18 protein-coding genes and 4 pseudogenes are annotated in these 24,844 nt (G+C 71.1%); 9 read left to right on the top strand and 13 right to left on the bottom strand.

The features are described from left to right. The first annotated feature begins 154 nt into the window (after window positions 1-154). A pseudogene (locus ACIBL4_RS37025) lies at window positions 155-1,492 on the top strand (gluconate:H+ symporter). A gap of 45 nt (window positions 1,493-1,537) precedes the next feature. After that, window positions 1,538-2,875, top strand: a complete 1,338-nt coding sequence (locus tag ACIBL4_RS37020) for an enolase C-terminal domain-like protein (RefSeq protein ID WP_399416201.1) — start codon at window positions 1,538-1,540, stop codon at window positions 2,873-2,875. A gap of 403 nt (window positions 2,876-3,278) precedes the next feature. Here the strand turns inward: ACIBL4_RS37020 and ACIBL4_RS37015 are convergent. After that, window positions 3,279-4,011, bottom strand: a pseudogene (locus ACIBL4_RS37015) (carbohydrate ABC transporter permease). 430 nt (window positions 4,012-4,441) lie between these two features. Here ACIBL4_RS37015 and ACIBL4_RS37010 point away from each other — a divergent pair. Then, window positions 4,442-4,663: pseudogene (locus ACIBL4_RS37010) on the top strand (zinc ribbon domain-containing protein); the annotation flags it as partial. A gap of 426 nt (window positions 4,664-5,089) precedes the next feature. Here the strand turns inward: ACIBL4_RS37010 and ACIBL4_RS37005 are convergent. The 3 genes and pseudogenes from ACIBL4_RS37005 to ACIBL4_RS36995 all read right to left on the bottom strand — a co-directional run. Continuing rightward, window positions 5,090-5,194 (bottom strand): annotated as a pseudogene (locus ACIBL4_RS37005) (sugar ABC transporter permease); the annotation flags it as partial. A gap of 18 nt (window positions 5,195-5,212) precedes the next feature. After that, entirely contained in the window at window positions 5,213-5,908 is a 696-nt protein-coding gene (locus ACIBL4_RS37000; protein WP_356924446.1) for a response regulator, read from the bottom strand. Next, the gene (locus ACIBL4_RS36995; protein ID WP_399416200.1) at window positions 5,905-7,593 is read right to left on the bottom strand and encodes an ATP-binding protein; all 1,689 of its coding nucleotides are present in this window, start codon (window positions 7,591-7,593) and stop codon (window positions 5,905-5,907) included. Before ACIBL4_RS36995 ends, ACIBL4_RS37000 begins: the two co-directional genes overlap by 4 nt. Window positions 7,594-7,770: 177 nt before the next feature. Between ACIBL4_RS36995 and ACIBL4_RS36990 the strand changes: the two genes are divergently transcribed. Beyond that, complete coding sequence (locus tag ACIBL4_RS36990; protein WP_399416199.1) at window positions 7,771-9,165, top strand: cation:dicarboxylate symporter family transporter; 1,395 nt, start codon at window positions 7,771-7,773, stop codon at window positions 9,163-9,165. A 101-nt stretch (window positions 9,166-9,266) separates the two neighbouring features. Here the strand turns inward: ACIBL4_RS36990 and ACIBL4_RS36985 are convergent, their stop codons facing one another. Further along, a complete protein-coding gene (locus tag ACIBL4_RS36985) occupies window positions 9,267-9,884 on the bottom strand; it encodes a TetR/AcrR family transcriptional regulator (protein WP_399416198.1) in 618 nt (205 codons plus the stop codon). A 109-nt stretch (window positions 9,885-9,993) separates the two neighbouring features. Here ACIBL4_RS36985 and ACIBL4_RS36980 point away from each other — a divergent pair, with 109 nt between their 5' ends. Further along, the gene (locus tag ACIBL4_RS36980; RefSeq protein ID WP_399416197.1) at window positions 9,994-11,664 is read left to right on the top strand and encodes a DHA2 family efflux MFS transporter permease subunit; all 1,671 of its coding nucleotides are present in this window, start codon (window positions 9,994-9,996) and stop codon (window positions 11,662-11,664) included. Here ACIBL4_RS36980 and ACIBL4_RS36975 read toward each other — a convergent pair. Next, window positions 11,661-12,560, bottom strand: a complete 900-nt coding sequence (locus ACIBL4_RS36975) for an aldo/keto reductase (RefSeq protein ID WP_399416196.1) — start codon at window positions 12,558-12,560, stop codon at window positions 11,661-11,663. The genes ACIBL4_RS36980 and ACIBL4_RS36975 overlap by 4 nt on opposite strands. A 1-nt stretch (window position 12,561) precedes the next feature. Further along, entirely contained in the window at window positions 12,562-13,476 is a 915-nt protein-coding gene (locus tag ACIBL4_RS36970; RefSeq protein ID WP_399416195.1) for an NAD-dependent epimerase/dehydratase family protein, read from the bottom strand. 45 nt (window positions 13,477-13,521) lie between these two features. Here ACIBL4_RS36970 and ACIBL4_RS36965 point away from each other — a divergent pair, with 45 nt between their 5' ends. The 4 genes from ACIBL4_RS36965 (at window position 13,522) to ACIBL4_RS36950 (ending at window position 17,189) form a co-directional block, all read left to right on the top strand. Then, window positions 13,522-14,031 (top strand): Lrp/AsnC family transcriptional regulator, encoded by a 510-nt coding sequence (locus ACIBL4_RS36965; RefSeq protein ID WP_020273060.1) that lies wholly within the window; start codon window positions 13,522-13,524, stop codon window positions 14,029-14,031. 29 nt (window positions 14,032-14,060) lie between these two features. Beyond that, entirely contained in the window at window positions 14,061-14,474 is a 414-nt protein-coding gene (locus tag ACIBL4_RS36960; RefSeq protein WP_356924438.1) for a MerR family transcriptional regulator, read from the top strand. Beyond that, on the top strand, window positions 14,468-14,785 hold the full coding sequence (locus tag ACIBL4_RS36955) for a thioredoxin family protein (protein WP_399416193.1): 318 nt from the start codon (window positions 14,468-14,470) through the stop codon (window positions 14,783-14,785). The genes ACIBL4_RS36960 and ACIBL4_RS36955 overlap by 7 nt, the downstream gene beginning before the upstream one ends. Before the next feature lie 172 nt (window positions 14,786-14,957). Beyond that, the gene (locus ACIBL4_RS36950) at window positions 14,958-17,189 is read left to right on the top strand and encodes a HelD family protein (RefSeq protein ID WP_399416290.1); all 2,232 of its coding nucleotides are present in this window, start codon (window positions 14,958-14,960) and stop codon (window positions 17,187-17,189) included. A 20-nt stretch (window positions 17,190-17,209) separates the two neighbouring features. On the opposite strand, the gene ACIBL4_RS36945 is transcribed toward ACIBL4_RS36950, so the two are convergent. The 6 genes from ACIBL4_RS36945 to ACIBL4_RS36920 form a co-directional block, all read right to left on the bottom strand. After that, entirely contained in the window at window positions 17,210-17,725 is a 516-nt protein-coding gene (locus ACIBL4_RS36945) for a hypothetical protein (RefSeq protein ID WP_399416192.1), read from the bottom strand. Then, complete coding sequence (locus ACIBL4_RS36940; protein ID WP_399416191.1) at window positions 17,617-18,087, bottom strand: hypothetical protein; 471 nt, start codon at window positions 18,085-18,087, stop codon at window positions 17,617-17,619. Before ACIBL4_RS36940 ends, ACIBL4_RS36945 begins: the two co-directional genes overlap by 109 nt. 123 nt (window positions 18,088-18,210) lie before the next feature. Beyond that, complete coding sequence (gene glgB, locus ACIBL4_RS36935; protein ID WP_399416190.1) at window positions 18,211-21,039, bottom strand: 1,4-alpha-glucan branching enzyme; 2,829 nt, start codon at window positions 21,037-21,039, stop codon at window positions 18,211-18,213. Between the two features lie 41 nt (window positions 21,040-21,080). Then, complete coding sequence (locus tag ACIBL4_RS36930; protein WP_399416189.1) at window positions 21,081-22,523, bottom strand: maltokinase; 1,443 nt, start codon at window positions 22,521-22,523, stop codon at window positions 21,081-21,083. A gap of 192 nt (window positions 22,524-22,715) precedes the next feature. Beyond that, window positions 22,716-24,416 carry a maltose alpha-D-glucosyltransferase gene (gene treS / locus ACIBL4_RS36925; protein ID WP_356924432.1) on the bottom strand — a complete coding sequence of 567 codons (1,701 nt, stop codon included), beginning with the start codon at window positions 24,414-24,416 and terminating at the stop codon, window positions 22,716-22,718. Then, the coding region (locus ACIBL4_RS36920) for a DUF3459 domain-containing protein (RefSeq protein ID WP_399416188.1) at window positions 24,413-24,844 on the bottom strand (432 nt) is incomplete at its 5' end. The genes ACIBL4_RS36920 and treS, both read right to left, overlap by 4 nt.

Here is a 24,844-nt window from a genome sequence, read left to right as displayed (position 1 = left end):
GCCGCACGGAGCCTGACGTCCGTGCTCTTCTTCAGCGCGCGAATCCGTGATCACCCGGCCATTGACCCGGCACGTTCACCCACTTAACCTCCATCTTCATACGTGGACGCCGTCTGCATACAGGGATGGGACACCGGTTCAAAGGGGAACTGCCTTGCCTCTGCTCGTAGTCGGGATCAGCGTCCTGGTTCTGCTCCTGCTCATGACCAGGCTGAGACTGAACGGCTTCGCGGCCCTGCTGCTCGTGGCGGTCGGGGTCGCGCTCGTCCAGGGGATACCGGTGGCGACCATCCCGGACGTCCTCTCCGAGGGCATCGGGGACCAGATCGGCGACACCATGCTGACCATCGGACTCGGCGCCATGGTCGGCCGGGTGATGGGGGACGCGGGCGCCGCGCAGCGCATAGCCGGCAAGCTCCTCGACGCGTTCGGGCCGCGCTGGGTCCAGGTCGCCATGGTGGTCACGTCCATGCTGATCGGCGTGACCATGTTCTACGAGGTCGCGTTCGTCATCATCGTGCCCATCGCGTTCACCCTGGTCAGGGTCACCGGCGCGAAGCTGCTGTGAGTCGGGCTGCCGATGTCCATCGCCCTGTCCACCATGCACAGCTTCCTCCCGCCACACCCCGGCCCCACCGCCGTCGCCGCGACCTTCCACGCCTCCGTCGGACTCACGCTGTTCTACGGCCTGTTCGTCGCCGTGCCCGCCGGCGCGCTCATCGCCCTGACCTGGCCCCGTCTTCCGTTCGTCGCGCGGTTGACGCCGGCCATCCCCAAGGGCCTGGTCAGCGAGCGCGAGTTCACCGACGAGGAGATGCCGGGCCTCGGCTGGTCGCTGCTCGTGGCGATGTTCCCCGTCGTGCTGATCGTGGCCGCCGCCGTGACCGACATGGCCGCCTCCGGCGACAGCCCGTTCCTGAACGTCGTCGCCTTCGTCGGGTCGGCGCCGATCGCCCTGCTGCTGACCCTGTGCCTGGCGGTGTGGGCGTTCGGACCGCGGATCGGGCGCGGCCTGAGCGACGTCGGCGCCTCGTGCGGCTCGGCGGCCCAGGCGATGGCGATGATCCTGCTGGTGATCGGCGCGGGCGGGGCCTTCAAGAACGTCCTCGTCGAGGGCGGGATCTCCGACTACATCAAGGACGTCACCGACGGCTGGTCCATCTCGCCGATCGTCCTCGCCTGGCTCGTCGCCGTCATCCTGCGCATCGCGCTGGGCTCCGCCACGGTCGCCGTCGTCACGGCCTCCGGGGTGGCCCTGCCGCTGCTGGCGGGCAGCGGGGTGCACCCGGAGGTCATGGTGTTGGCCGTCGCCTGCGGCTCCATCGCCTTCTCCCACGTCAACGACCCGGGCTTCTGGCTGTTCAAGGAGTACTTCAACCTGTCCGTCGTCGAGGCGATCAAGGTCCGTACGTCCTATACGACCGTGCTCGCCGTGCTCGGGCTGGGCGGGGTGCTCGTCGTGGAGTGGGTCCTCGACGTCCTGAGTCTGTGAACCGTATGCCGGTCTGTGAATTCGGTTTCCGAGAAAGGGCATTTGATGAGCAGCAGGCAGCAGCCGACCGTCACCGCGTTCGCCGTCTACCCCGTCGCCGGACGGGACAGCATGGAGCTGAACCTCTCCGGCGCGCACGGCCCGTACTTCACCCGCAACGTCGTCGTCCTCACCGACTCCGAGGGGCGGACCGGGCTGGGGGAGGTGCCCGGCGGGGAGAAGATCACGCAGACGCTGCGGGACGCCGGGCCGCTGGTCGTCGGGGCGAAGGTGGGGGACTACAAGCGGGTGCTGCGCGAGATCGGCGAGCGGTTCGCCGACCGGGACGCAGGGGGGCGGGGCGCCCAGACCTTCGACCTGCGGACCACGGTCCATACGGTGACGGCGGTCGAGTCGGCGCTGCTCGATCTTCTCGGGCAGCATCTGGACGTGCCGGTGGCTGCGCTGCTGGGCGACGGGCAGCAGCGGGACTCCGTGCGGGTGCTGGGATACCTCTTCTACGTCGGTGACCCGGACCGGACGGAGCTGGAGTACGTCCGGGAGCCCGGCTCCTCCGTGGAGTGGTACCGGGTGCGGCACGAGGAGGCGCTGTCGCCGGAGGCGATCGTGCGGCAGGCGGAGGCGGCCTACGAGCACTACGGGTTCCGGGACTTCAAGCTCAAGGGGGGCGTGCTGGCGGGGGCCGAGGAGGTCGCGGCCGTGCGTGCGCTCAAGGCGCGCTTTCCCGAGGCGCGGATCACCCTGGATCCGAACGGGGCGTGGTCGCTGCGCGAGGCGGTCGAGCTGTGCCGGCCGTTGGTCGGCACGCTCGCGTACGCCGAGGATCCCTGCGGGGCGGAGGGCGGTTACTCCGGGCGGGAGATCCTCGCGGAGTTCCGGCGGGCCACGGGGTTGCCCACGGCGACGAACATGATCGCGACGGACTGGCGTCAGATGGCCCATGCGCTGGCTCTGCAGTCGGTCTCCATTCCGCTGGCCGACCCGCACTTCTGGACCATGCAGGGGTCCGTGCGGGTGGCGCAGTTGTGCAACGCGATGGGGCTGACCTGGGGGTGCCACTCCAACAACCACTTCGACATCTCGCTGGCGATGGTGACGCACTGCGGGGCGGCGGCGCCGGGGGAGTACAACGCGCTGGACACGCACTGGATCTGGCAGGAGGGTCTGGAGCGGTTGACCGTCTCGCCGCCCCGCATCGTGGGCGGGGAGATCGCCGTCCCGGACGCGCCGGGGCTGGGGGTCGAGCTCGACATGGACCGGCTGCTGGCGGCGCACGAGCTGTACCGGGAGAAGGGGGTGGGGGCTCGGGACGATGCGGTGGGGATGCGGTATCTGGTGCCGGGGTGGGAGTTCGACGCGAAGCGGCCGTGTCTGATTCGGTGATCGCCGGGTGGTGCGGGGTGCCTGCGGCGGCCTGTGGCTGCTTCGGTGGGGGTGCGCGTAGCGCCTACCGGGGTGCGGTGGGTCGGGGCCGCGCCGGGGGGTGTCCGTCCTCGGAACGGCGCGATGGGGTTGCGTACCGACTAACTGTCCGTTGACGCGCCAACCGCTGCGGGCGGACACCCCCCGACACGTCCCCTTCCGTGCGTCGGCGGGTGCGGGTGCGTGCCGGCTTGGCTGCCGCAGGCTGCCGTGCTGCGGGCCGCTGTCCCGCTGAGCTGCGGGCAGTCGTGCCTCCCCCAGTGCCTTAAAGGGCCTGGGAGGTGCCCCCAGGCGGCACGGGTGGGCGCAGCGGCACCCCGCTCCGCCGGGCTGCGGAACGCCCCCGCCCCAGCAACTACGCCGGTCAGCCCTTCACCGCCCCTCCCAGTGCGAAGCCCCCTCCCAGGCGCCGGGCGATCAGGACGTACAGGAGGATCACCGGGGCAGGAGCGTGAAGGGGACGAAGAAGTTGCCCCACATCATGACGAAGGAGAAGACCGTCACGACGGCCACGCCCGGGCTCATCAGGGGCAGCACGATGCGGATCAGGGACTGGAGGGACGACGCCCCGTCGGTCCAGGCCGCCTCCTCGAGTTCCTTCGGTACGCCGTCCATGAAGTTCTTCATCAACCAGACGGCATACGGCAGTTGGGACGCGGCGAAGAAGAGGATCGTGCCCTGCATGGTGTCGATGAGGTCCACTCGGACGAAGAGCGCGTAGACCGGGACCATGATCGCCGTGATGGGCAGGCTCGTCGCGAAGAGGATCGTCAGCAGGAACGGGCGGTTGAAGCGGGAGCGGAACCGGGAGAGCGGGTAGGCCGCCAGGGTCGCGCAGATCACCGTGAGCGCCGTCGCGCCGCCGCACAGGATCAGGCTGTTGAGGAGGGGGTGAAGGTGATCTTGGGGGCGAGGATCGCGTCGAAGTTGTCCAGCGTGAGGCCGTCGGGTGTCTTGACCCGGAGGTCGGCGTGGGGGTCCAGGGAGGACAGCACGACCCAGGCCAGGGGGAGTACGAAGGCCGCGGCGAGCACCAGGAGGCCCGTGTCCGCCGCCAGGCGCCGGGTCGTGCGGCGGGAGGCGAGTGTGACTGCCATGCGGGTCATACCTCCGTCCGCAGCAGGCGCAGATAGACCAGGGAGTCCGGAACTGGTGGCGGTGTCGTGTGTGAGTGCGTGGGTCGAATGTGTGACCTTTTCGCGGGGGTGTCGTTGATCGGATGACAGCACTACGCGTGGGGATGGGGGGTGCGGTGAGCCGGAGGCTGCCGCTGGGCGAGGGCGAGGCATCCCGTACCGCGTGTGCCCGTGCCCTGTTGCGTTGCGGGGTGGAGGAGAAGACCGGGCAGGTCCTCACCAGGGCGGTGCTGGTGCAGCGGGTGGGCTGGGCTGCCGCTCTGGTGTCCGGCATGTGGCGGCCCGCCGCTCGAACCTCAACGACGCGCTCACCTCATCCGCCGCGCGCTGGACGGTCGACCAGGCCATCACCGCCGGCGCGAGCGTGATCTACGTCGAAGACCTCCGCTCCATGGAAGCCCGGGGCATGGGCCGGACCCTGAATTCCCGCCTGTCCCAGCAGGTACGCGGACAGATCGTCGAACGGATGCGGCACCTGGCCGCCGAGGCGGGCATCGCTGTGGTCACCGTCCCGGCCCGGAACACCTCCCGGCACTGCCCCCGATGTCTCGTCCCGCTGCGCCACCGCAAGGCCCCCGACCGGCCCACCACGCCGGGCTGGAAATGGGCCCTGTGCCCCAACCGGGACTGCGGCTGGCAGGGCGACCGCGACACCGGAGCATGGCAGCGCATCGCCGCCCGCGGCCTGACCCACCAGACCAAGACCATGACCGACCGCACCAGCGGCGCAATGGTCATCCGCAGCGTGGTCGACCGGCTCGAAGCCACCGCCCTGGTCGAACCGGCCACCGCCCAGACCCGCCGGCAGGACCGGTCCAAGACCGGACCCACCCGGCTCCGCACCACACGCCCCGCGCCCAGGCGACGCAGGGCACCCTCCCCCACCAGACCCACAGGTCCGGCGGGCAAGCGTCCGGAGGGACACGCTCACACGGGCCGGAGGTGGCTGCCCCGCGCAGCACGCAGCACTGGGCGCAGGATTCCACCTGCACGCCCATGCTTCCCCGCCACGATGGGAAACGATCCCGGAAACTCAATGAAGCGGCAGCGTCTGGCTCTTGCCGCCCGGGCCGCCCCTGGTCATCACCCAGATCAGCCCGAAGACCGAGAGGGTCTGGAGGGGGTTGAGCATCAGGTTCGTGCCGGGCCTGACGAGCCGTCACTAGCCCGTGACCCAGCGGTACTGCAACTCCGGGCGGCCCACCGTGCCGTACTGCGGGCGGCGGGCCGCGCGGCCCGCGTCCACCAGGTGCTCCAGGTAACGGCGGGCCGTGATGCGGGAGATGCCCACCGTCTCCGCCACACCGGCGGCCGTGAGGCCCTCCGCGCTGTCGCGCAGGGCCACCGTCACCCGCTCCAGCGTCGGTGCGCTCAGCCCCTTCGGGAGGGCCGCCGGGCCCGGGGCGCGCAGGGCGGCCAGCGCCCGGTCGACCTCGTCCTGGCCGCTCGCCTCGCCGACCGCGGCGTGGAACTCGGCGTACCGCACGAGGCGGTCCCGCAGGGTCGCGAAGGTGAACGGCTTCAGGACGTACTGCACGACTCCGAGCGAGACGCCCTCGCGCACGACCGCCAGATCACGCGCCGACGTCACCGCGATCACGTCCGCGTGGTGCCCGGCCGCCCGGAGGGACCGCGCGAGGTGCAGTCCGTGTACGTCCGGCAGATGCAGATCGAGCAGGAGCAGGTCGACGGGCGTGCGCTCCAGGGCCCGGCGGGCCTCCGCGCCCGTGTGCGCCTTGCCCACGGCGACGAAGCCGGGGACGCGGCCGACGTACAGCACGTGCGCGTCGGCGGCGACCGGGTCGTCCTCCACGACCAGGACGCGGATGTCCCTCTCGGGCGTGCTGTCGCTCGTCATGCGTTGCCTCCAGCGCCTCTGGACACCGAGGTCCCGGCTGTCACGCCCTCGGCCACCGCCCCCGACTCCCGCAGCGGCAGCCGTACCTCGAACTCCGCCCCGCCCCCCTCGGCCTCCGCCACCGACAGCGCCCCCGCGTGCCGCTGGACCGCCTGCCGTACCAGGGCCAGCCCCAGGCCCCGGCCGCCCGGCCCCGCCGGCTTGGTCGAGAAGCCGCGCTGGAAGACGGCCTCGGCGTGCTCCGGGTCCACACCCGGGCCCGTGTCCGAGACCCTGAGCACCAGCTCCGGGGCGCCATCGAGAGCCCCGGGGTCCTCGGTGTCCTGGGTGTAGGCCGCCACCGTCACCCGCGCCCGCCCGCTGCCCTGCGCCGCGTCCACGGCGTTGTCGATCAGGTTGCCCAGGATGGTCACCAGGTCCCGCGAGGGGAGGGACTCCGGCAGCAGGCCGTCGTCCAGGCTGCTGTCCTCCGACACCATCAGCTCCACGCCCCGCTCGTTCGCCTGGGCCGTCTTGCCCAGCAGCAGTGCCGCCAGCACCGGCTCGCTCACCGCCGCCACGACCTGGTCGGTCAACGCCTGCGCCAGTTCCAGCTCGGCCGTCGCGAACTCCACCGCCTCCTCCGCCCGGCCCAGCTCGATCAGCGAGACGACCGTGTGCAGCCGGTTCGCCGCCTCGTGCGCCTGTGAGCGCAGCGCCTGCGTGAAGCCCCGCTCGGAGTCCAACTCGCCCATCAGTGACTGGAGTTCGGTGACATCGCGCAGGGTGACGACCGTACCGCGCCGCTCGCCGCCCGACACCGGGGACGTATTGATCACCAGGACCCGCGACGCCGTCAGATGCACCTCGTCCACCCGCGGCTCAGAGGCCAGCAGCGCACCCGTCAGCGGGGCGGGCAGCCCCAGCTCCGCCACCGACCTGCCCACCACCTCCCCGGCCACGCCGAGCAACTCGCGCCCTCCGTCGTTGATCAGCGCCACACGGTACTGCCCGTCCAGCATCAGCAGCCCCTCGCGTACGGCGTGCAGGGCGGCCTGGTGGTAGTCGTGCATCCGGCTGAGCTCGGCCGCGTTCATGCCGTGGGTGTGGCGGCGCAGCCGGGCGTTGATGACATAGGTGCCGACGGCGCCCAGGACCAGCGCGCCGGCCGCGACGCCGAGCAGGGCCGTCAGCTGGTCCTGCACCCGCTGGCTGATCTCGTCGACCCGGATGCCCGCGCTGACCAGGCCGACGATCTTCTTGCCGTCCTGGATCGGGGTGACCGCGCGGACGGAGGGGCCGAGCGTGCCGGTGTAGGTCTCGTCGAAGGTCTCGCCCTTCAGAGCCTTCGCGGTATGGCCCCGGAAGGGCTGGCCGATCTGGTCCGGGTCGGGGTGCGTCCAGCGGATGCCCCGCGGATCCATGATCGTTATGAAGTCGACCTCGGTGTCCCGCATCACCCGCAGCGCGTACGGCTGGAGCCGGCCGGTCGGGTCGGAGCTGCGTGCCGCCTCCAGCACCGAAGGGGAGTCGGCGACGGATCGCGCCACCGCCCTGGCCTGGCGCCGCGCCGCCTCTTCGGCCTGGCTGCGGTCGCTGACGTAAGTGAACAGCGCGTATCCGGCCACGACGACCGCTATCAGGACGGCCTGCATGGCGAAGAGCTGGCCCGCCAGGCTGCGGGGACCGGGTACGGAGAAGCGCATGCCGTCAGTCTGCCTCGTGGCTGATTGTGAACTAAATGAACGGAAGGGTGACCGCGCTCACAGAGCAGGACATAGTCACGGCATTCCCCATAACGCATCTCCGGGAGTTCCCCGCTCCCAGTCCCGGACGTGAGCCGCACGCCGGTGATGCCGACGACGTCGTCAAGGAGGGCCGCCGTGACCAGCGCAGCCGATACGGCACCAGCCGCACCCAAGGCCAAGCGGGACCGTACGCACTATCTCTACATCGCGGTGATCATCGCGGTCGCCGCCGGTATCGCGGTGGGTCTGGCCGCACCCGACTTCGCTGTCGAGCTGAAGCCGATCGGTACGGGCTTCGTGAACCTGATCAAGATGATGATCTCGCCGATCATCTTCTGCACGATCGTGCTGGGCATCGGCTCGGTACGGAAGGCCGCCAAGGTCGGTGCCGTCGGCGGTATCGCCCTCGGCTACTTCATGGTGATGTCGCTGGTCGCGCTGGGCATCGGCCTGGTCGTCGGCAACATCCTGGACCCGGGCTCGAGTCTCGCGATGACCGACGCGGTCAAGGACGCCGGTCACGCACAGGTCGACCCCGAGGCCACCGCGAACACCGCCGACTTCCTGCTGGGCATCATCCCGACCACAATGGTGTCCGCCTTCACCAACGAGTCGGTCCTGCAGACCCTGCTGATCGCCCTGCTCGCCGGCTTCGCGCTGCAGGGCATGGGCGCGGCGGGCCAGCCGATCCTGCGCGGTATCGAGCACATCCAGCGGCTCGTCTTCCGCATCCTCGCCATGGTGATGTGGGCCGCCCCGATCGGTGCCTTCGGCGCCATCGCCGCCGTCACCGGCTCCGCCGGCGTGGACGCGCTCAAGAGCCTCGCCGTGCTGATGCTCGGCTTCTACGCCACCTGTTTCCTCTTCGTCTTCATCGTGCTCGGCATCCTGCTGCGCGTGATCTCCGGCCTGAACATCCTCACGCTGTTCAAGTACCTGGGCCGTGAGTTCCTGCTGATCCTGTCCACGTCCTCCTCCGAGTCCGCGCTGCCGCGGCTCATCGCGAAGATGGAGCACCTGGGCGTCAGCAAGCCGGTGGTCGGCATCACCGTCCCGACCGGCTACTCCTTCAACCTCGACGGCACCATGATCTACATGACCATGGCGTCCCTGTTCATCGCCGACGCCATGGGCACGCCGATGTCGATCGGCGAGCAGATCCCGCTGCTGCTCTTCCTGCTGGTCGCCTCCAAGGGCGCCGCCGGTGTCACCGGCGCCGGTCTCGCGACCCTGGCCGGTGGTCTGCAGTCGCACAAGCCGGCCCTGGTGGACGGCATCGGCCTCATCGTCGGCATCGACCGCTTCATGAGCGAGGCCCGCGCCCTGACCAACTTCGCCGGCAACGCCGTGGCCACCGTGCTGATCGGCACCTGGACGAAGGAGATCGACAAGGAGCGGGTCGACCAGGTCCTCGCCGGTCAGCTGCCCTTCGACGAGAAGACGCTGCTCGACGACGAGCACGGCGGCCCGGACGACGGCCAGGCCGAGGTTCCCGAGCAGGGCGGCGACAAGGCGCTGGCGAAGGCCTGACGGCCGCGCGCCGCGCCCCGCCGCGAGACTCCGGGCGGCTGAGTGTCCCCCCGTCGCTCAGCCGCCCGGTCCGTACGCAGACAAGATCAACGCAGACAAGATCAATCGTTCAGCTTCGCCACCAGCTCGGTGGCTTCGGAGGCGGGCACGCCCGCCGCGGTCAGTACCGTGACCGCGGCGCAGCGGCCCGCCTCTCGTGCTGCCACCAGCCCGTCGTTCACCGCCTCCATCAGCGCGACCAGCATCTGCTCGTGCACGTAGGCCAGGGCCGGCGCGGGCAGCGGTGAGCGGAAGACGCCCTCGTCGAGGCCGCGCCGGAGGACTGCGGTGGCGGCCTCCCGGACCGGGGTGAGCCGCTCCCGGATGCCCTGCATGGTGACCGTGCGCTGGGCGAGCGCGATCAGCAGCCGGTAGCGGTCGGCCAGCTCCCACACCGCCAGCACCGAGCGGGCCACGGACTCCGCCGGGTCCTCCACGCCCTCCCGGCCCGCCGCGTGCGCGGCCGACAGGGACTCCACCGCCTCGTCGACGAGGGTGCTGATCAGCGCCTCGCGGCTCGGGAAGTGCCCGTACACGGTCCGCCGCACGACGCCCGCGGCGCGTGCGATCTGGTCCATGGACGCGTCGGGGTCGCGCAGCAGCTCGCCGAGGGCGACGTCGAGGATGCGGCGCCGGTTGGCGTCGGCGCGGCTGGTGGTGCCCGTGGTCATGGGCGCCATTGTGCCCTTCCTCCATCGATTTGCACAGCAGTGTGCAACGACGTACATTGCACATGGTTGTGCAAATGCACACCCCTGTGCAAGTCAGTGAGGAAGGCGACCCCCTGCCATGCGACTCGTCATGACCGAACCGGCCGAGAGGATGGACCGCCCCTACGCCCGGCGCTGGTGGGCGCTCCTCGTGCTCTGCCTGAGCCTGCTGATCATCGTGATGGCGAACACCGCCCTCACCGTCGCCGCGCCCGCCATGACCGAGGACCTCGGCCTGTCCAGCGCCGACCTCCAGTGGGTCATCGACGGCTACACCGTCCCGTACGCCGCGCTGATGCTGCTGCTCGGCGCGATAGGCGACAAGTACAGCCGCCGGGGCGCGCTCGTCCTCGGGCTGGTCGTCTTCGGCGGCGGTGCCGTCTCCGGCTACCTCGCCGGCAGCGCCACGGCGGTGATCGCGGCCCGAGCCGTGATGGGCGCCGGCGCCGCGATGATCATGCCCGCCACGCTGTCCCTGCTCGCGGCGACCTTCCCGCGCGCCGAACGCGCCAAGGCCATCACCCTGTGGACCGCCACGGCCGGGCTCGCCATCGCGGCCGGGCCGCTGGTCGCCGGGGCGCTGCTGGAGCACCACGGCTGGTCGTCGACGTTCCTCATCAACGTGCCCATCGCCGCCCTGGCCGTCGTCGGCGCGCTCGTCCTCGTACCGCCGTCCAGGTCCGGCCACCAGGGGCGGATCGACTACGGCGGCGGACTGCTGTCGGTGGTGTGGATCGGCGCGCTCGTCTACATGATCATCGAGGGCCCGCACTTTGGCTGGGGCGTCAAGGCGGTCACGGCGGCGGTCGTCGCGGGCGTCGCGCTCGTGGCCTTCGTGTTCTGGGAGCTGCGCCACCCGCGTCCCCTCCTCGACGTGCGCCGCTTCACCGACCGCCGCTTCGCGGGCTCCAACCTCGCCGTCGCGCTGTTCTTCCTGGCCGTCTTCGGCGCCTTCTACTACCTGACGCAGCACCTGCAGTTCGTCCTCGGCTACGACGCCCTGGACACGGGCCTGCGGATGCTGCCGCTGGCCGGTGCCGTCTTCGCGGGCTCCGCACTCACCGGCTACCTCACTCCGCGGGTCGGCATGAAGTGGACCGTCACGGCCGGCATGGTCGGCGGTACGGCGGCCTTGGCGCTGCTCACCCGGGTCGACTCCGGGTCGTCGTACGGCGACTTCGTCGCACCTCTCATCGTCCTCGGCCTCGCGATCGGGCTCGCCCTCTCGCCCTGCACGGACGCGATCATGGGGGCGTTCCCGGAGTCCCAGCTGGGCGTCGGCGGCGCGGTGAACGACACGTCGCTGGAGCTCGGCGGGTCGCTCGGCATCGCCATCCTCGGCTCGCTGCTGGCCACGTCGTACTCCGGCCACCTCGCGGACGCGACGTCCGGCGGCAAGCTCCCCGCCTCCTCGCTGGAGACGGCCCAGGACTCCGTCGGGGCCGGGTACGCCGTCGCCCGGGGCATCGGTGACAAGGCACGGCAGCTGGCCGAGCAGGCGGCGCACACGAGCGACCCCCAGCAGGCGGAGCGGCTCAAGGCGCAGGCCGGGCAACTCGCCGGTGGTGCACGGCAGCTGGCCGATGCGGTGGGTTCCTCGTTCGCCGACGCGGTCGCGCACACCAGTCTGGTCGGGGCCGTGATCCTGGGTGTCGGGACGGTCGTGGTGGCGCTGCTGCTGCCCGGCAAGGGGAAGACCGCGGACGAGCCCGCCGAGGACAAGGAGCTGGAGTCCGCCGGGGCGCGCTAGACGCGGACCAACCCGGCGGCCTCGTCCAGGCGGGCCCGTTCCTCCGGGCTGAGCCGCAGGTCCGCCGCGGCCGCCGAGTCCCTGGCCGTCTCCGGCCGGCTCGCCCCCGGGATCGGGACGACGGCGGGGGAACGCGCCAGCAACCAGGCCAGGCCGACCTGCTGGGGGCTGACCCCGCGGTCCGCCGCGATCTCGTGGAAGGCGGCCAGGCGGTCCCTGCCCTCGGTGCGCGACGGCCCGTCCAGGGAGCTGCGGGCCAGCCCGCCCAGCGGGCTCCACGGCAGGAACGCCAGCCCCAGTTCCGCGCACAGCCGCAGCTCCGGCTCGCTGTCACGGACGGCGGGGGAGTACCGGTTCTGCACCGACACCAGCTTCTCGCCGAGGATCTCCCGCGCCCGGCGGATCTGGTCCGTGTCCGCGTTGGACACCCCGGCCAGCCGGATCGTGCCCGCGTCGAGCAGCTCGCGCAGGGCGCCGACCGACTCCTCGAAGGGCACGTCGGGGTCCGGCTTGTGGAGCTGGTAGAGGCCGATCGCCTCTATACCGAGGCGCTTGCGGGAGGCCTCGGCGGCGGCCTTGAGGTGGCGCGGGGAGCCGTTCACCGTCCAGTCGCCGCCGGCCGGGCGGCCGCGCCCGCCCTTCGTCGCCACCAGCACGCCGGAGGTGTCACCGGCGTAGGCGGCCAGCGCGCGGGCCAGCAGACGTTCGTTGTGGCCGGGCTCCGCGCCCGGCAGATGGTACGAGTCGGCCGTGTCGAGGAGGGTCACACCCGCGTCGAGCGCGGCGTGCACGGTGGCCAGGGCGCGCTCCTCGTCCGGGCGGCCCTCGATGGACAGCGGCATCGCGCCGAGCCCGATCGCGCTCACCCGCAGCCCGCCGAGTGTTCTGTACCGCATGTCAGTCGCCCTTCCCGAGCGTCTCGGCGACGGCACGCGGCAGCCACTGCCGGGCGTCGGTGAAGGTGAAGCCGAGCCGGGCGGCCCGGCCGTTGTCCATGCCGTAGGCACGGCGGAAGGAGAACGGCGAGACCTCGCCGACCTCGACGGGCCGGAACACCGTCCGGCCGTCCGGGACGTGCGCGGCCACCGCCTCGCACAACTCCTCGGTGCTCAGCGGCCCGTGCGAGGCGGCGTTCACCGGCCCGGTGAAGTCCTCGCCCGCCGCCCAGGCGAGGAACCGGCCGATCTCCTCGACATGGACGTAGGTGGCGGGGCGGTTCACCACGGGCACGGCAATCGACTCGCCGGTGCGCATCCGCTCGGCGTAGTGGGCGAGCCGCCCGGTGAAGTCGTCGGCCCCGCCCAGCACATGGGCCACCCGCACCGCCGTGTACGGGAACGCCGGGCCGTCGGCCGCGAGGACCGCCTCGGCCTGCCGCTTGCCCTCCCCGTAGTTCGCCTCCAGGAACGCCGGGTCGTCCCAGGGCAGCCCGAGGTCCACGGTGACCGTGGCCGGGTCGACGGCCTCCTCCCGCACGAGGACGGGGGAGTCCTCGTACTCGTACACCTCGACCGTGGAGGTCATCACATAGCGGCGGGTGCGGCCGGAGAAGACGCGGCGGGCGAGGGCCGCCTGGCGGGGTGTGTAGCAGACCTGGTCCACGACCACGTCGAAGACGCGCGAGCCGAGTGCGCCGGTCAGGGACCGCTCGTCGTCCCGGTCGGCGACCAGGTGCTCCACTCCGTTGGGCGGCGGGGAGGACCCCCGGTTCAGCACGGTGACGCGGTGCCCGTCGGCGAGCAGACGTGCGATCAGACGCTTTCCGATGTACCGGTTCCCGCCGATGACCAGGACTTCCAGGGCCTTTTCCATGACCATAATTCTCCTGGCGCACAGCCATGCCTTGAAGGGGGAACCATGGGAGTTCAGGCCGCTACGCCGAAAGAACCACGGCATCCGCGCACCGTCGCCGACGAAACCTCGGTGGCCTTCGACGCGCTCGACCGGCAGATCCTCCAGCTGCTCCAGACCGACGGCCGGATCAAGCTCAGCGAGCTGGGCCGCCGGGTCCGGCTCAGCCCGGCGGCGGTCACCGAGCGCGTGCGACGGCTGGAGGCGGCGGGCGTGATCAGCGGCTACGGCGCCCATGTCGTGCCGGCCCGGCTCGGCTACGGCATCCAGGCGTTCATCAGGGTCGACCCGCACGGCGGCTACAACCTCAAGCACCCCAGGACCCTGGAGCTGATCGAGCGGCCCGAGATCACCGAGGTGCACCACGTCGTCGGGGAGGACTGCTGGATCCTCAAGGCCGCCGTCCGGGACACCGTCCACCTGGAGGAGGTGCTGGAGGCGGTCTCGGCGCTGGGCCGCACCACGACGTCGATCGTGCTGACCTCCCCGGTGGAGCGGAAGCCGCTGTTGCCTTGACGTCGGCGTCAAGGACTACGTTCAACCGCATGCGAATCGGCGAGCTGGCCGCACGGGCCGGGACCACGACGCGGACGCTGCGGTACTACGAGTCGCGGGGGCTGCTGCCCGCGCGGCGAGAGGGCAACGGATACCGGACGTACGACGAGTGCGACCTGAAACTGCTGGAGCAGATCAGGACGTTGCAGGACTTCGGATTCGACCTGGAGGAGACGCGGCCCTTCGTGGAGTGCCTGCGGGCCGGGCACCCCGAGGGCGACACCTGCCCGGCGTCCCTCGCGGTCTACCGGCGCAAGCTGGACGAACTCGACTCCCTGATCGGTCAGCTGACGGCCGTGCGGGAGACGGTCGCCCGGCAGCTGGCCCGGGCCGAACTGGCCGCCGAGGCGGAGGCTCCGGGGGGTCCGGAGCCGCAGTGCGAGCTGGGGAGGCACACATGGTGATCGATGTGACGGACGCGGACTTCGAGGCGGAGGTGATCGGCGCGGACCTGCCGGTGCTGGTGGAGTTCACCGCCGACTGGTGCCCGCCCTGCAAGCAGATGGGTCCGGTGCTGAAGGCCTTGGCCGCAGAGGAGGGCGACCGGCTGAAAGTGGTGCAGCTCGACGTGGACTCCAACCCGCAGACCACGAACGCCTACAAGGTGCTGTCGATGCCGACGTTCATGGTGTTCCGCGGCGGTGAGCCCGTGAAGGCGATGGTGGGCGCGCGGGCGAAGCGGCGGCTGCTTCAGGAACTGGCCGACGTGCTCTAGGCGACCCGCCCGGAGAACAGGAAATCCCCCGAGCAATTGCGCTCGGGGGATTTCCTTGCGTATATTTGTTCATTCGTGACTTCAAGTCGATTGGAGTCATAGTGAAGTTCAGTGAGCACAGTATATCCGGGCGGGAGTGGAATTGTCAAACACCGAATTTCCGGACGATGAATTGCGGCACGAGCAGGAATTCATCGACGGGTTGTACGCGCGCGTGGACGCACTGCGCGGCGACGCCGAGACCTCCGTCACGGACGCGCTCGCGCAGGGCAACACCCCCATGCAGGCCAGACTGGAGCGGGACATCCTCGTCGCCGAGCGATCGGGGCTGCTCGCCGCCCTGAACGCGGTGGACGGCTCCCTGTGCTTCGGCCGGATCGACCTCACCTCCGGCATCACCCACCACATCGGCCGCATCGGCCTGCGCAGGGACGACGCCGAGCGCACACCGGTCCTGATCGACTGGCGTGCCGAGGTCGCCCGCCCGTTCTACCTGGCCACCGGCCACACCCCGATGGGGCTCAGGCGCCGGCGGCACATCGCCACCGACGGCCGCAAGGTCACCCACCTGCACGACGAGATCCTCGACCTCGGCGACGAGACCCGCACCGGCCACGAGGACCCGTCGGGCGACGCCGTGCTGCTCGCCGCGCTCAACTCCGCGCGCACCGGCCGCATGAGCGACATCGTGCAGACCATCCAGGCCGACCAGGACCGCATCATCCGCGCCCCGCACCGGGGCGTCCTCGTGGTGGAGGGCGGCCCGGGCACGGGCAAGACGGCCGTCGCCCTGCACCGCGCCGCGTATCTGCTGTACGAGCACCGGGAGCTGCTCGCCAAGCGGGCGGTGCTGATCGTCGGGCCCAACCCGGCGTTCCTCGGCTACATCGGCGAGGTGCTGCCCTCCCTCGGCGAGACCGGTGTGCTTCTCGCGACCGTCGGCGAGCTGTTCCCCGGCGTGAAGGCGACCGCCACCGACATGCCCGAGGCCGCCGCCGTGAAGGGCCGCGCCGACATGGCCGACGTCCTCGCCGAGGTCGTCCGCAGCCGGCAGGCGCTGCCCGACCCGGTGATCGCCATCGAGCACGAACGCGAAGTGCTCATGCTGGACGACGGCCTGGTGAACGTCGCGCGCGAGCGCACCCGCGCCGCGAAACTGCCGCACAACGCCGCCCGCGAGCACTTCGAGGGGCACATCCTCAACGCGCTCACCGACCTGTACGCCGAGCGGATCGGCACCGACCCCTTCGACGGGTCCAGCCTGCTCGACCCCAGCGACATCACCCAGATCCGCGACGACCTCGCCGAGAACCCCGAGGTCTGGGCCGCCATCGACCAGCTGTGGCCGTTGCTGACCCCGCAGCGCCTCGTCGCCGACTTCCTCGCCGCGCCCGAGGAGTTCCTGCCCGCCGAGGACGCCGCCGCCGTACGCCGCCCGGTGACCCGGCGGTGGACCGTCGCGGACGTGCCGCTGCTCGACGAGGCCGCCGAACTCCTCGGCGAGGACGACCGGCTGGCCCGGGAGCGCGCGCAGCGCGAGCGGGAGCGGCAGATCGCCTACGCGCAGGGCGTGCTGGACGTGTCGTACGCGTCCCGGACGTACGAGTTCGAGGACAAGGAGGAGGACGACCCCGAGTCCTCCGAGGTGCTGTCCGCGCACGACATCATCGACGCCGAGCGGTTCGCCGAGCGGCACGAGGAGGACGACCACCGCAGCGCCGCCGAGCGCGCCGCCGCCGACCGCACCTGGGCGTTCGGGCACATCATCGTGGACGAGGCGCAGGAGCTGTCGCCGATGGCGTGGCGGCTGCTGATGCGGCGCAGCCCGACCCGCTCGATGACCCTGGTCGGCGACCCCGCGCAGACGGCGGAGGCGGCCGGTGTCGGCTCCTGGTCGGGCATCCTCGCCCCGTACGTCGAGGACCGCTGGGAGCACACCCGGCTGGGCGTCAACTACCGCACGCCGGCCGAGATCATGGACGTCGCCGCGGCCGTGGTCCGCGCCGAGCACCCGGACTTCGAGCCGCCGAGCTCGGTCCGCTCCACGGGCGTACGCCCCTGGGCGCGGGCAACCGACGACCTCCCGGGCGCCGTCGCCAAGGCGGTCGGGGAGCTCACCCCCGACGAGGGGCGGCTCGCGGTGATCGCGCCGCGCGACCTCCACCGCGGCATCGCGGCCCGGCTGGAGGGCGTGACGGCGGGCGCCGAACCCGACCTCACCCGGTCGGTCGTCCTCCTCGACCCGCGCCAGGCCAAGGGCCTGGAGTTCGACTCCGTCCTCGTGGTCGAGCCCGCCCGCTACGGCACCAGCGACCTGTACGTCGCCCTGACCCGCGCCACCCAGCGGCTCGGCGTACTGCACACCGGGAAGCTGCCCGAGTCCCTGTCGGAGGCGTTCGAGTAGCCCCCACTCGCTGAACGCGTCTACCGGAGCAGAGACTTCGGATCCCGCAGGGCGTGCCACAGCCCGGCCGCCAGCGGTACGACCGTCAGGGCGAAGAAGACCCAGAACAGGAACTCGGCCCCGGGCGCGAGATCGTAGACGGTCCCGTCCTCCCACGCGCAGTAGGCGCGTGGCGGGAACGGCGTGGAGACGCCCGACACCCTGCCGCTGCCGATGACGCCCTCCTGATACGGCTCCCTCGGACAGGGGGCCGTATCAGGGAACAGCAGGTAGTCGTCCGCGGCCATGATGCACAGCCACGTGACGGCGCCGAGCGGGACCGCCCAGAACACCGAGGTCCGCACCCACAGCGGCAGCAGCGGATGCGCCAGCAGCCCGCGCAGCGCGACCCAGCCGACGACGAGCCCGAGGAAGACCGGGAGCAGAGTCAGGGCGCCACCGCCGTCTTCCAGGCGCGGAGCTCGGTCGCGTAGCCCGCGCCGATGGCGAGCAGGGCGGCGGACAGGGCGAGGAGCGCGCTCGACCAGTTCATCCACGCGTAGGAGGAGTCACTGGCGTAGACGGTGCCGTCGTCGCGGACGCAGTCGAAGCGCAGCGGCAGGTACGAGGACCGGTGGTGGGTCAGGCCCTGGATCGTGGCCGGGTCGAAACCGTCGCGGCAGGCCGGGGCCGGCACCGAGTTCGCCCCGTCGTTGAAGTCCGACTCCGACGCCAGCACGGCGAAGAACCCCAGGACGTACACGGCCGCGGCCGCCCACGCGGCCGTCGCCGCCGCCCGGCGCATCAGATGCACGGGCCACGGCTCGGGCCGCCCGGGGAACGCCATCGCGGCGGTTCCCGCCGCGGCGATCAACGCGGCGACGGCGCAGGCCGCCGAGACACCGAGACCCACCAGCATCGGGCCTCAGCCCCTTCCGGGCCGGCGGGTGACCGGGGTGGCACGCATGCGGCCACCCCACCAGGCCCGGACCGGACCGGCTGTGACGGAAGCCACTCCTCCCGTCACACCCGTGTCACAGGCCTACGCCGGGCGCAGCCAGACCGTGGCCAGCGGCGGGAGCGTCAGCCGGATGCTGGCCGGGCGGCCGTGCCAGGGCTGGGCCTCCGGCTTGACCGGGTCGGGGTTGCTGACGTCGCTGCCGCCGTAGCGCGCGGCGTCGGTGTTGACGGCCTCGTGCCAGGCCGGGACGTCCTCGGGGACGCCCAAGCGGTAGTCCTGGCGGACGACCGGCGCGAAGTTCGACACCGACAGGATCGGGTTGCCCTCCGGGTCCAGCCGCAGGAACGCCAGGACGTTGTCCTCGGCGGCGTCCCCGACCACCCACTCGAAACCTGCCGGGTCCGTGTCGAGCCGCCACAGCGCCGGGGTCGCGCGGTAGACCGTGTTGAGGTCGCGGACCAGGTCCCGCACGCCCCGGTGCTCGGCCTCGGCCCCGTAGCCCGGGTCGAGGAGCCACCAGTCCGGGCCGTGCGCCTCGGACCACTCGGCGCCCTGCGCGAACTCCTGCCCCATGAACAGCAGCTGCTTGCCGGGGTGGGCCCACATGAAGCCCAGGTACGCCCGGTGGTTGGCACGCTGCTGCCACCAGTCGCCCGGCATCTTCGACACCAGTGAACGCTTGCCGTGCACGACCTCGTCGTGGGAGATCGGCAGGACGTAGTTCTCGCTGTACGCGTACACCATCGAGAAGGTCATCTCGTGGTGGTGGTACTTGCGGTACACCGGCTCTCGGCTCATGTACTCGAGCGAGTCGTGCATCCAGCCCATGTTCCACTTCAGCCCGAACCCGAGCCCGCCGAAGCCGCTCGGGCCCTTGTGGTGGGTGGCCCGGGTGACGCCGTCCCAGGCGGTCGACTCCTCGGCGATCGTGACGACACCGGGCACCCTGCGGTACACCGTCGCGTTCATCTCCTGGAGGAACGCCACCGCGTCCAGGTTCTCCCGGCCGCCGTGCTCGTTGGGCGTCCACTGGCCCGGCTCGCGCGAGTAGTCGAGGTAGAGCATCGACGCCACCGCGTCCACGCGCAGCCCGTCGATGTGGAACTCCTCGCACCAGTACAGGGCGTTCGCGACGAGGAAGTTGCGCACCTCGTTGCGCCCGTAGTCGAACTCCAGCGTGCCCCAGTCGGGATGCGCGGCCCGCAGCGGATCCGCGTGCTCGTACAGGGGGCGGCCGTCGAACTCGGCCAGCGCCCAGTCGTCTCGCGGGAAGTGCGCCGGCACCCAGTCCATCAGTACGCCGATCCCGGCCCGGTGCAGCGAGTCCACCAGGTACCGGAAGTCGTCGGGCGTGCCCAGCCGGGCCGTCGGCGCGTAGAAGCCGGTGACCTGGTAGCCCCAGGAGCCGCCGAACGGATGCTCGGCGACCGGCATCAGCTCGACGTGCGTGAACCCCAGGTTCTTCACGTACCCCGGGAGCTGCTCGGCCAGTTGACGGTACGTCAGCCCCGGCCGCCAGGACGGCAGATGGACCTCGTACACCGAGAAGGGCGCCTCGTGCGCCGGGGCATCGGCGCGCCGTGCCAGCCACTCGTCGTCGCCCCACTCGTACTCCGAGGACGTGATGACCGACGACGTCGCGGGCGGCACCTCCGTGCGGCGGGCCATCGGGTCGGCACGCAGCGTCTTCGAACCGTCCGGGCGGGTGATCTCGAACTTGTACAGCTCGCCCTCGCCGATGTCCGGCAGGAACACCTCCCACACGCCCGACGAGCCGAGCGAGCGCATGACGTGGCCGGTGCCGTCCCAGAAGTTGAAGGTGCCGGCCACGCGCACGCCGAGCGCGTTCGGCGCCCACACCGCGAATCGGGTGCCGGTCACGCCCTGGTGGGTCATCGGGTGCGCGCCCAGCGCCGTCCACAGCTGCTCGTGCCGGCCCTCACCGATCAGGTGCAGGTCGAGGTCGCCCAGTGTGGGCAGGAAACGGTAGGCGTCCTCGGTGTCCAGGACCGTCCCCTCGTACTCCACGAGCAGCCGGTACTGCGGGACCTCCGGCAGCGGCAGCAGCCCGGAGAAGAACCCCTCCCCGTCGTTCTCCAGCTCCGTCCGCACCTCCCCGGCGACGACGGTCACCGACAGGGCGTACGGCCGGAACGCCCGGAACGCGATCCCGCCGGGCACGGGGTGGGCGCCGAGCACGGAGTGCGGGTTGTGATGCGTGCCGTTGAGCAGCCGTTCCCGGTCGGCCGCGCCGACGGCGGGCGAGACGGCGACCTCCATCTCGGGCGGGAGGGTCTGGGCGGGGGCGGCGGTGCCGGTACCGGCCGTGCTGTTTCCGGCGGTGGCCTTCTTGGTGGTGGCCTTCTTGGCGGGAGCCCTCTTCGCGGGGGGCTTGGCAGTGGTGGCCTTGGTGCCGGTGGTCTTGGCAGCGGCGGCCTTGGTCGCGGTGGTCTTGGTGGCTGCGGCCTTGGTGGCGGTGGACTTGGTCGCTGCCGCCTTCGTCGTCGTGGCCTTCTTGGCGGTGGTCTTCTTCACCGTCGTCTTCTTGGCGGTGGTCTTCGTCGCGGGTGCCTCCGCCACGGTCGCCTTCTCGGCACCCGTCTTCTTCGCGACGGCCTTGTTCGCAACGGCCTTCTTCGCGGCAGCCGTCTTCTCGACGGCCTTCTTCGCGGTCGTCTTCGCCGGGGCCGCCTTCTTGGCCGTGGCCTTCGTCGTGGGTGGCTGCGCGGCGGGCGTCTTCTTGACGGCGGCCTTCTTCGCGGGGGCCGTCGCCTTCTTGGCCGCCGCCTGTTTCGGCACCGACGTCTTCTTCGCGGCACTCTTCTTCTGGGCGGCCGTGGGCTGCTCGGGGATCTTCTCCCCGGCCGTCCCCTTGGGACGGGAACCGCTGGACTCAGGACGGGGGGTCACGGGCGGAGCCTCCAGGACGCAGGTGGATCAGTCAGGTCGGGTCAGGTCAGATGGCCGGTCGAGGCGAGCCGGTCTATGGCGGCCATGGGCACCGGCAGCCAGTCGGGGCGGTGCCGGGCCTCGTACACCACCTCGTAGATCGCCTTGTCGGTTTCATAGGCGCGCAGCAGCACCGGGTCGGTGCGCGGATCGAGACCGGAGGCCTCGGCATACCCGGAGCAGTACGCGGAACGGCAGGTCTCGGCCCAGTCCGGCTGGGGCGGATCGGCCGAGCGTGCCGCGTAGTCGAAGGACCGCAGCATGCCGGCGACGTCCCGCACCGCCGGCTGCGGCATGCGCCGCTCGGCCAGCGGCCGGGCCGGCTCGCCCTCGAAGTCGATCAGCCACCACTCGCCGGCCGGCGAGCGCAGGCACTGTCCGAGGTGCAGATCGCCGTGCACGCGCTGCGCGGTCCAGGTGCGGCCCTCGGCGGCCAGATCGCCCAGCGCCGTGAACGCCGAGCGCAGCCCGCCGGCGTAGGGCCGCAGCGCGGGCACCGCCTGGACGGCCGCCTCCAGCCGCTCGATCATGCCGTCCACCATGAGCCGGAGCTGCATGTGACCGAGCGTGACCGTCGGCAGTGCCCGGGCCAGCGTGGTGTGCACCTCGGCGGTGGCCCGGCCCAGCGCCCGCGCCTCGGCGCCGAAGTCCTCGCCCTTGGCCAGCTCGCGCAGCGCCAGCTCCCAGCCGTCGGAGGCGCCCTGCACGAACGGCTGGAGCACCCCCAGCACGTACGGCTGGCCGACGAGGTCGGCCGGGCCCGCCGAGATCACCGGGTCCGCCGCGGGGTCGACGTCCGCGACCATCCAGGCCGTCGGCGCGGGCACCCGGGGGCAGCCCTCGCGGGCCAGCGCCAGCGGCAGCTCCAGGTCCGGGTTGACCCCGGGCACGATGCGGCGCAGCAGCTTCAGGATGAACGTATCGCCGTAGACGATCGACGAGTTGGACTGCTCCGCTGTCACCACGCGCGGCACCAGACCGGACCGGATGTCCTGGTCGAGGTCCCGCTCGAAGCGGAGCCCGCCGATCCGGGCCTGGGTGCGCAGCGCCTCCAGGAGCAGTTCGGCGGGCCTGGCGTCGTGCAGGGCGTCGTAGACCGTCCGTCCGGCCAGCGGCCCCGTCGCCATGTGTCCGATCAGCGCGGGCGCCAGCCGAGGCGGCAGCGCCTCGCGCGCACCTATCAGCAACTGGTAGCAGTCGCCGGGGTGGCCGGGCGCGCCGTGCGACGGTACGGACGGCTGGTGGGCGCGCACGAGCAGGTGGTACAGGCCGAGCTTGCCCGTGGCGGGGAGCAGCTCGGTGGCCTCGACCAGCGTGAATCCGGTGACCGGACGTCCCTTGCCCGCGAACCAGCGCTGCCGTGGCAGCCACTCCCGCAGCAGCGGATCGAGTGAGGCAAGAAGGCCGGGCGGGGCGGTGACGGTGCGTGTGACGGCTTCCGACATGGCGTCGCGTCCTTTCACCCATGATTGGTGCGCCTCCGGGTCCTTCGGCAGGTGCCGGCGGCGCCCCTCCGGCTCACGCGGATGGGCGGGGTGTTACTGATGCGTGCCCCGGGCGGGGCGGGAGAAACGCCCCGCCACGGGGGTTTGCGGCCCGCCCCGAAATTGCGGGGCCTCGTCAGGCCGTCTCAGGCCTCACAAGGTATCCCTGCGGAGCCGGAACCAGTAGAAACCGTGACCTGCCAGCGTCAGCAGATACGGCAGCTCGCCGATCGCCGGGAAGCGGACCCCGCCGAACAGCTCCACCGGGTGCCGCCCCTCGAAGGCGCTCAGATCCAGCTCCGTGGGCTGCGCGAACCGCGAGAAGTTGTTGACGCACAGCACCAGGTCGTCCTCGTACTCCCGCAGGAACGCCAGCACCGCCGGGTTCGTCGACGGCAGCTCGGTGTACGAGCCCAGACCGAAGGCCGGGTTCTGCTTGCGGATCTCGATCATGCGGCGGGTCCAGTGCAGCAGGGACGACGGCGAGGCCATGGACGCCTCGACGTTGGTCACCTGGTAGCCGTAGACCGGGTCCATGATCGTGGGCAGGAACAGCCGCCCCGGATCGCAGGAGGAGAACCCCGCGTTGCGGTCGGGCGTCCACTGCATCGGCGTGCGCACGGCGTCCCGGTCGCCGAGCCAGATGTTGTCGCCCATGCCGATCTCGTCGCCGTAGTACAGGATCGGCGAGCCCGGCAGTGACAGCAGCAGGGCCGTGAACAGCTCGATCTGGTTGCGGTCGTTGTCCAGCAGGGGAGCCAGCCGCCTGCGGATGCCGATGTTGGCGCGCATCCGCGGGTCCTTGGCGTACTCGGCCCACATGTAGTCGCGCTCTTCGTCGGTGACCATCTCGAGGGTCAGCTCGTCGTGGTTGCGCAGGAAGATGCCCCACTGGCAGCCCGACGGGATGGCCGGGGTCTTGGCCAGGATCTCGGAGACCGGGTAGCGCGATTCCCGCCGCACCGCCATGAAGATGCGCGGCATCACCGGGAAGTGGAACGCCATGTGGCATTCGTCGCCGCCGCTCGGATAGTCGCCGAAGTAGTCGACGACGTCCTCGGGCCACTGGTTGGCCTCGGCGAGCAGCACCGTGTCCGGGTACTGCGCGTCGATCTCCTTGCGCACCCGCTTCAGGAAGTCGTGGGTGGCCGGGAGGTTCTCGCAGTTGGTGCCCTCCTCCTGGTACAGGTACGGCACCGCGTCCAGCCGGAAGCCGTCGATGCCCAGGTCCAGCCAGAACTTCAGCGCGGAGATCATCTCCTCCTGCACGGCCGGGTTCTCGTAGTTGAGGTCCGGCTGGTGGGAGAAGAAGCGGTGCCAGTAGTACTGCTTGCGGACCGGGTCGTAGGTCCAGTTCGACGCCTCGGTGTCGACGAAGATGATCCGGGCGTCCTGGTACTGCTTGTCGTCGTCCGCCCACACGTAGTAGTCGCCGTAGGGCCCGTCGGGGTCCTTCCTGGACTCCTGGAACCACGGGTGCTGGTCGCTGGTGTGGTTCATGACGAAGTCGATGATCACGCGCATGCCGCGCTGGTGGGCGGCGTCGACGAACTCCACGAAGTCGGCCAGGTCACCGAACTCCGGCAGGACGGCGGTGTAGTCCGAGACGTCGTAGCCGCCGTCCCGGAGCGGGGACTTGAAGAACGGCGGCAGCCACAGGCAGTCGACGCCGAGCCACTGGAGGTAGTCGAGCTTGGCGGTCAGGCCCTTCAGGTCCCCGACGCCGTCGCCGTTGCTGTCCTGGAACGAGCGGACGAGTACCTCGTAGAAGACGGCGCGCTTGAACCACTCCGGGTCCCGGTCCCTGGCAGGAGTGTCCTCGAAGGTGTCCTGAACGGGTTCGTTGACGATCATGTTGTGGGTGACCCTCCGATCTGCGGGGTGGACGGTCGCAGAACCGAGAAGACATGCGCGGGCCTGTGGCCCGGTTCGAGGCGCACATAGTTGGCCCTGCCCCAGTGGTAGGTCTCGCCGGTGAGCTCGTCGCGCACCGGCACCGACTCGTGCCAGTCCAGGCCGAGTTGCGGCATGTCCAACGAGACCGTGGCCTCCTGGGTGTGGTGGGGGTCGAGGTTGGCGACCACCAGAACCGTGTTCGAACCCTGCCGCTTCGAATAGGCGATCACCGCTTCCTGGTCCGCGTGGTGGAAGTGGATGTCGCGCAACTGCTGGAGGGCCGGGTTCTCGCGGCGGATGGTGTTGAGCCGGGTCAGCAGCGGGGTGATGGTGCGGCCCTCGCGTTCGGCCGTCTCCCAGTCACGGTGCCTGAGCTGGTACTTCTC

The sequence above is a fragment of the Streptomyces sp. NPDC050416 genome (assembly GCF_044458845.1).
Lineage (GTDB): Bacteria > Actinomycetota > Actinomycetes > Streptomycetales > Streptomycetaceae > Streptomyces.
The sequence above is the reverse complement of the archived record's forward strand: the minus strand, read 5'-3'. Positions and strand labels throughout refer to the sequence as shown.

Coding starts and splice junctions, on each gene's coding strand:
- ACIBL4_RS37020 (WP_399416201.1), top strand. CDS start 1,538: ATGAGCAGCAGGCAGCAGCCGACCGTCACCGCGTTCGCCGTCTACCCC.
- ACIBL4_RS37000 (WP_356924446.1), bottom strand. CDS start 5,908: ATGACGAGCGACAGCACGCCCGAGAGGGACATCCGCGTCCTGGTCGTG.
- ACIBL4_RS36995 (WP_399416200.1), bottom strand. CDS start 7,593: ATGCGCTTCTCCGTACCCGGTCCCCGCAGCCTGGCGGGCCAGCTCTTC.
- ACIBL4_RS36985 (WP_399416198.1), bottom strand. CDS start 9,884: ATGGCGCCCATGACCACGGGCACCACCAGCCGCGCCGACGCCAACCGG.
- ACIBL4_RS36980 (WP_399416197.1), top strand. CDS start 9,994: ATGCGACTCGTCATGACCGAACCGGCCGAGAGGATGGACCGCCCCTAC.
- ACIBL4_RS36975 (WP_399416196.1), bottom strand. CDS start 12,560: ATGCGGTACAGAACACTCGGCGGGCTGCGGGTGAGCGCGATCGGGCTC.
- ACIBL4_RS36970 (WP_399416195.1), bottom strand. CDS start 13,476: ATGGAAAAGGCCCTGGAAGTCCTGGTCATCGGCGGGAACCGGTACATC.
- ACIBL4_RS36965 (WP_020273060.1), top strand. CDS start 13,522: ATGGGAGTTCAGGCCGCTACGCCGAAAGAACCACGGCATCCGCGCACC.
- ACIBL4_RS36960 (WP_356924438.1), top strand. CDS start 14,061: ATGCGAATCGGCGAGCTGGCCGCACGGGCCGGGACCACGACGCGGACG.
- ACIBL4_RS36955 (WP_399416193.1), top strand. CDS start 14,468: ATGGTGATCGATGTGACGGACGCGGACTTCGAGGCGGAGGTGATCGGC.
- ACIBL4_RS36940 (WP_399416191.1), bottom strand. CDS start 18,087: ATGCTGGTGGGTCTCGGTGTCTCGGCGGCCTGCGCCGTCGCCGCGTTG.
- ACIBL4_RS36930 (WP_399416189.1), bottom strand. CDS start 22,523: ATGTCGGAAGCCGTCACACGCACCGTCACCGCCCCGCCCGGCCTTCTT.
- treS (WP_356924432.1), bottom strand. CDS start 24,416: ATGATCGTCAACGAACCCGTTCAGGACACCTTCGAGGACACTCCTGCC.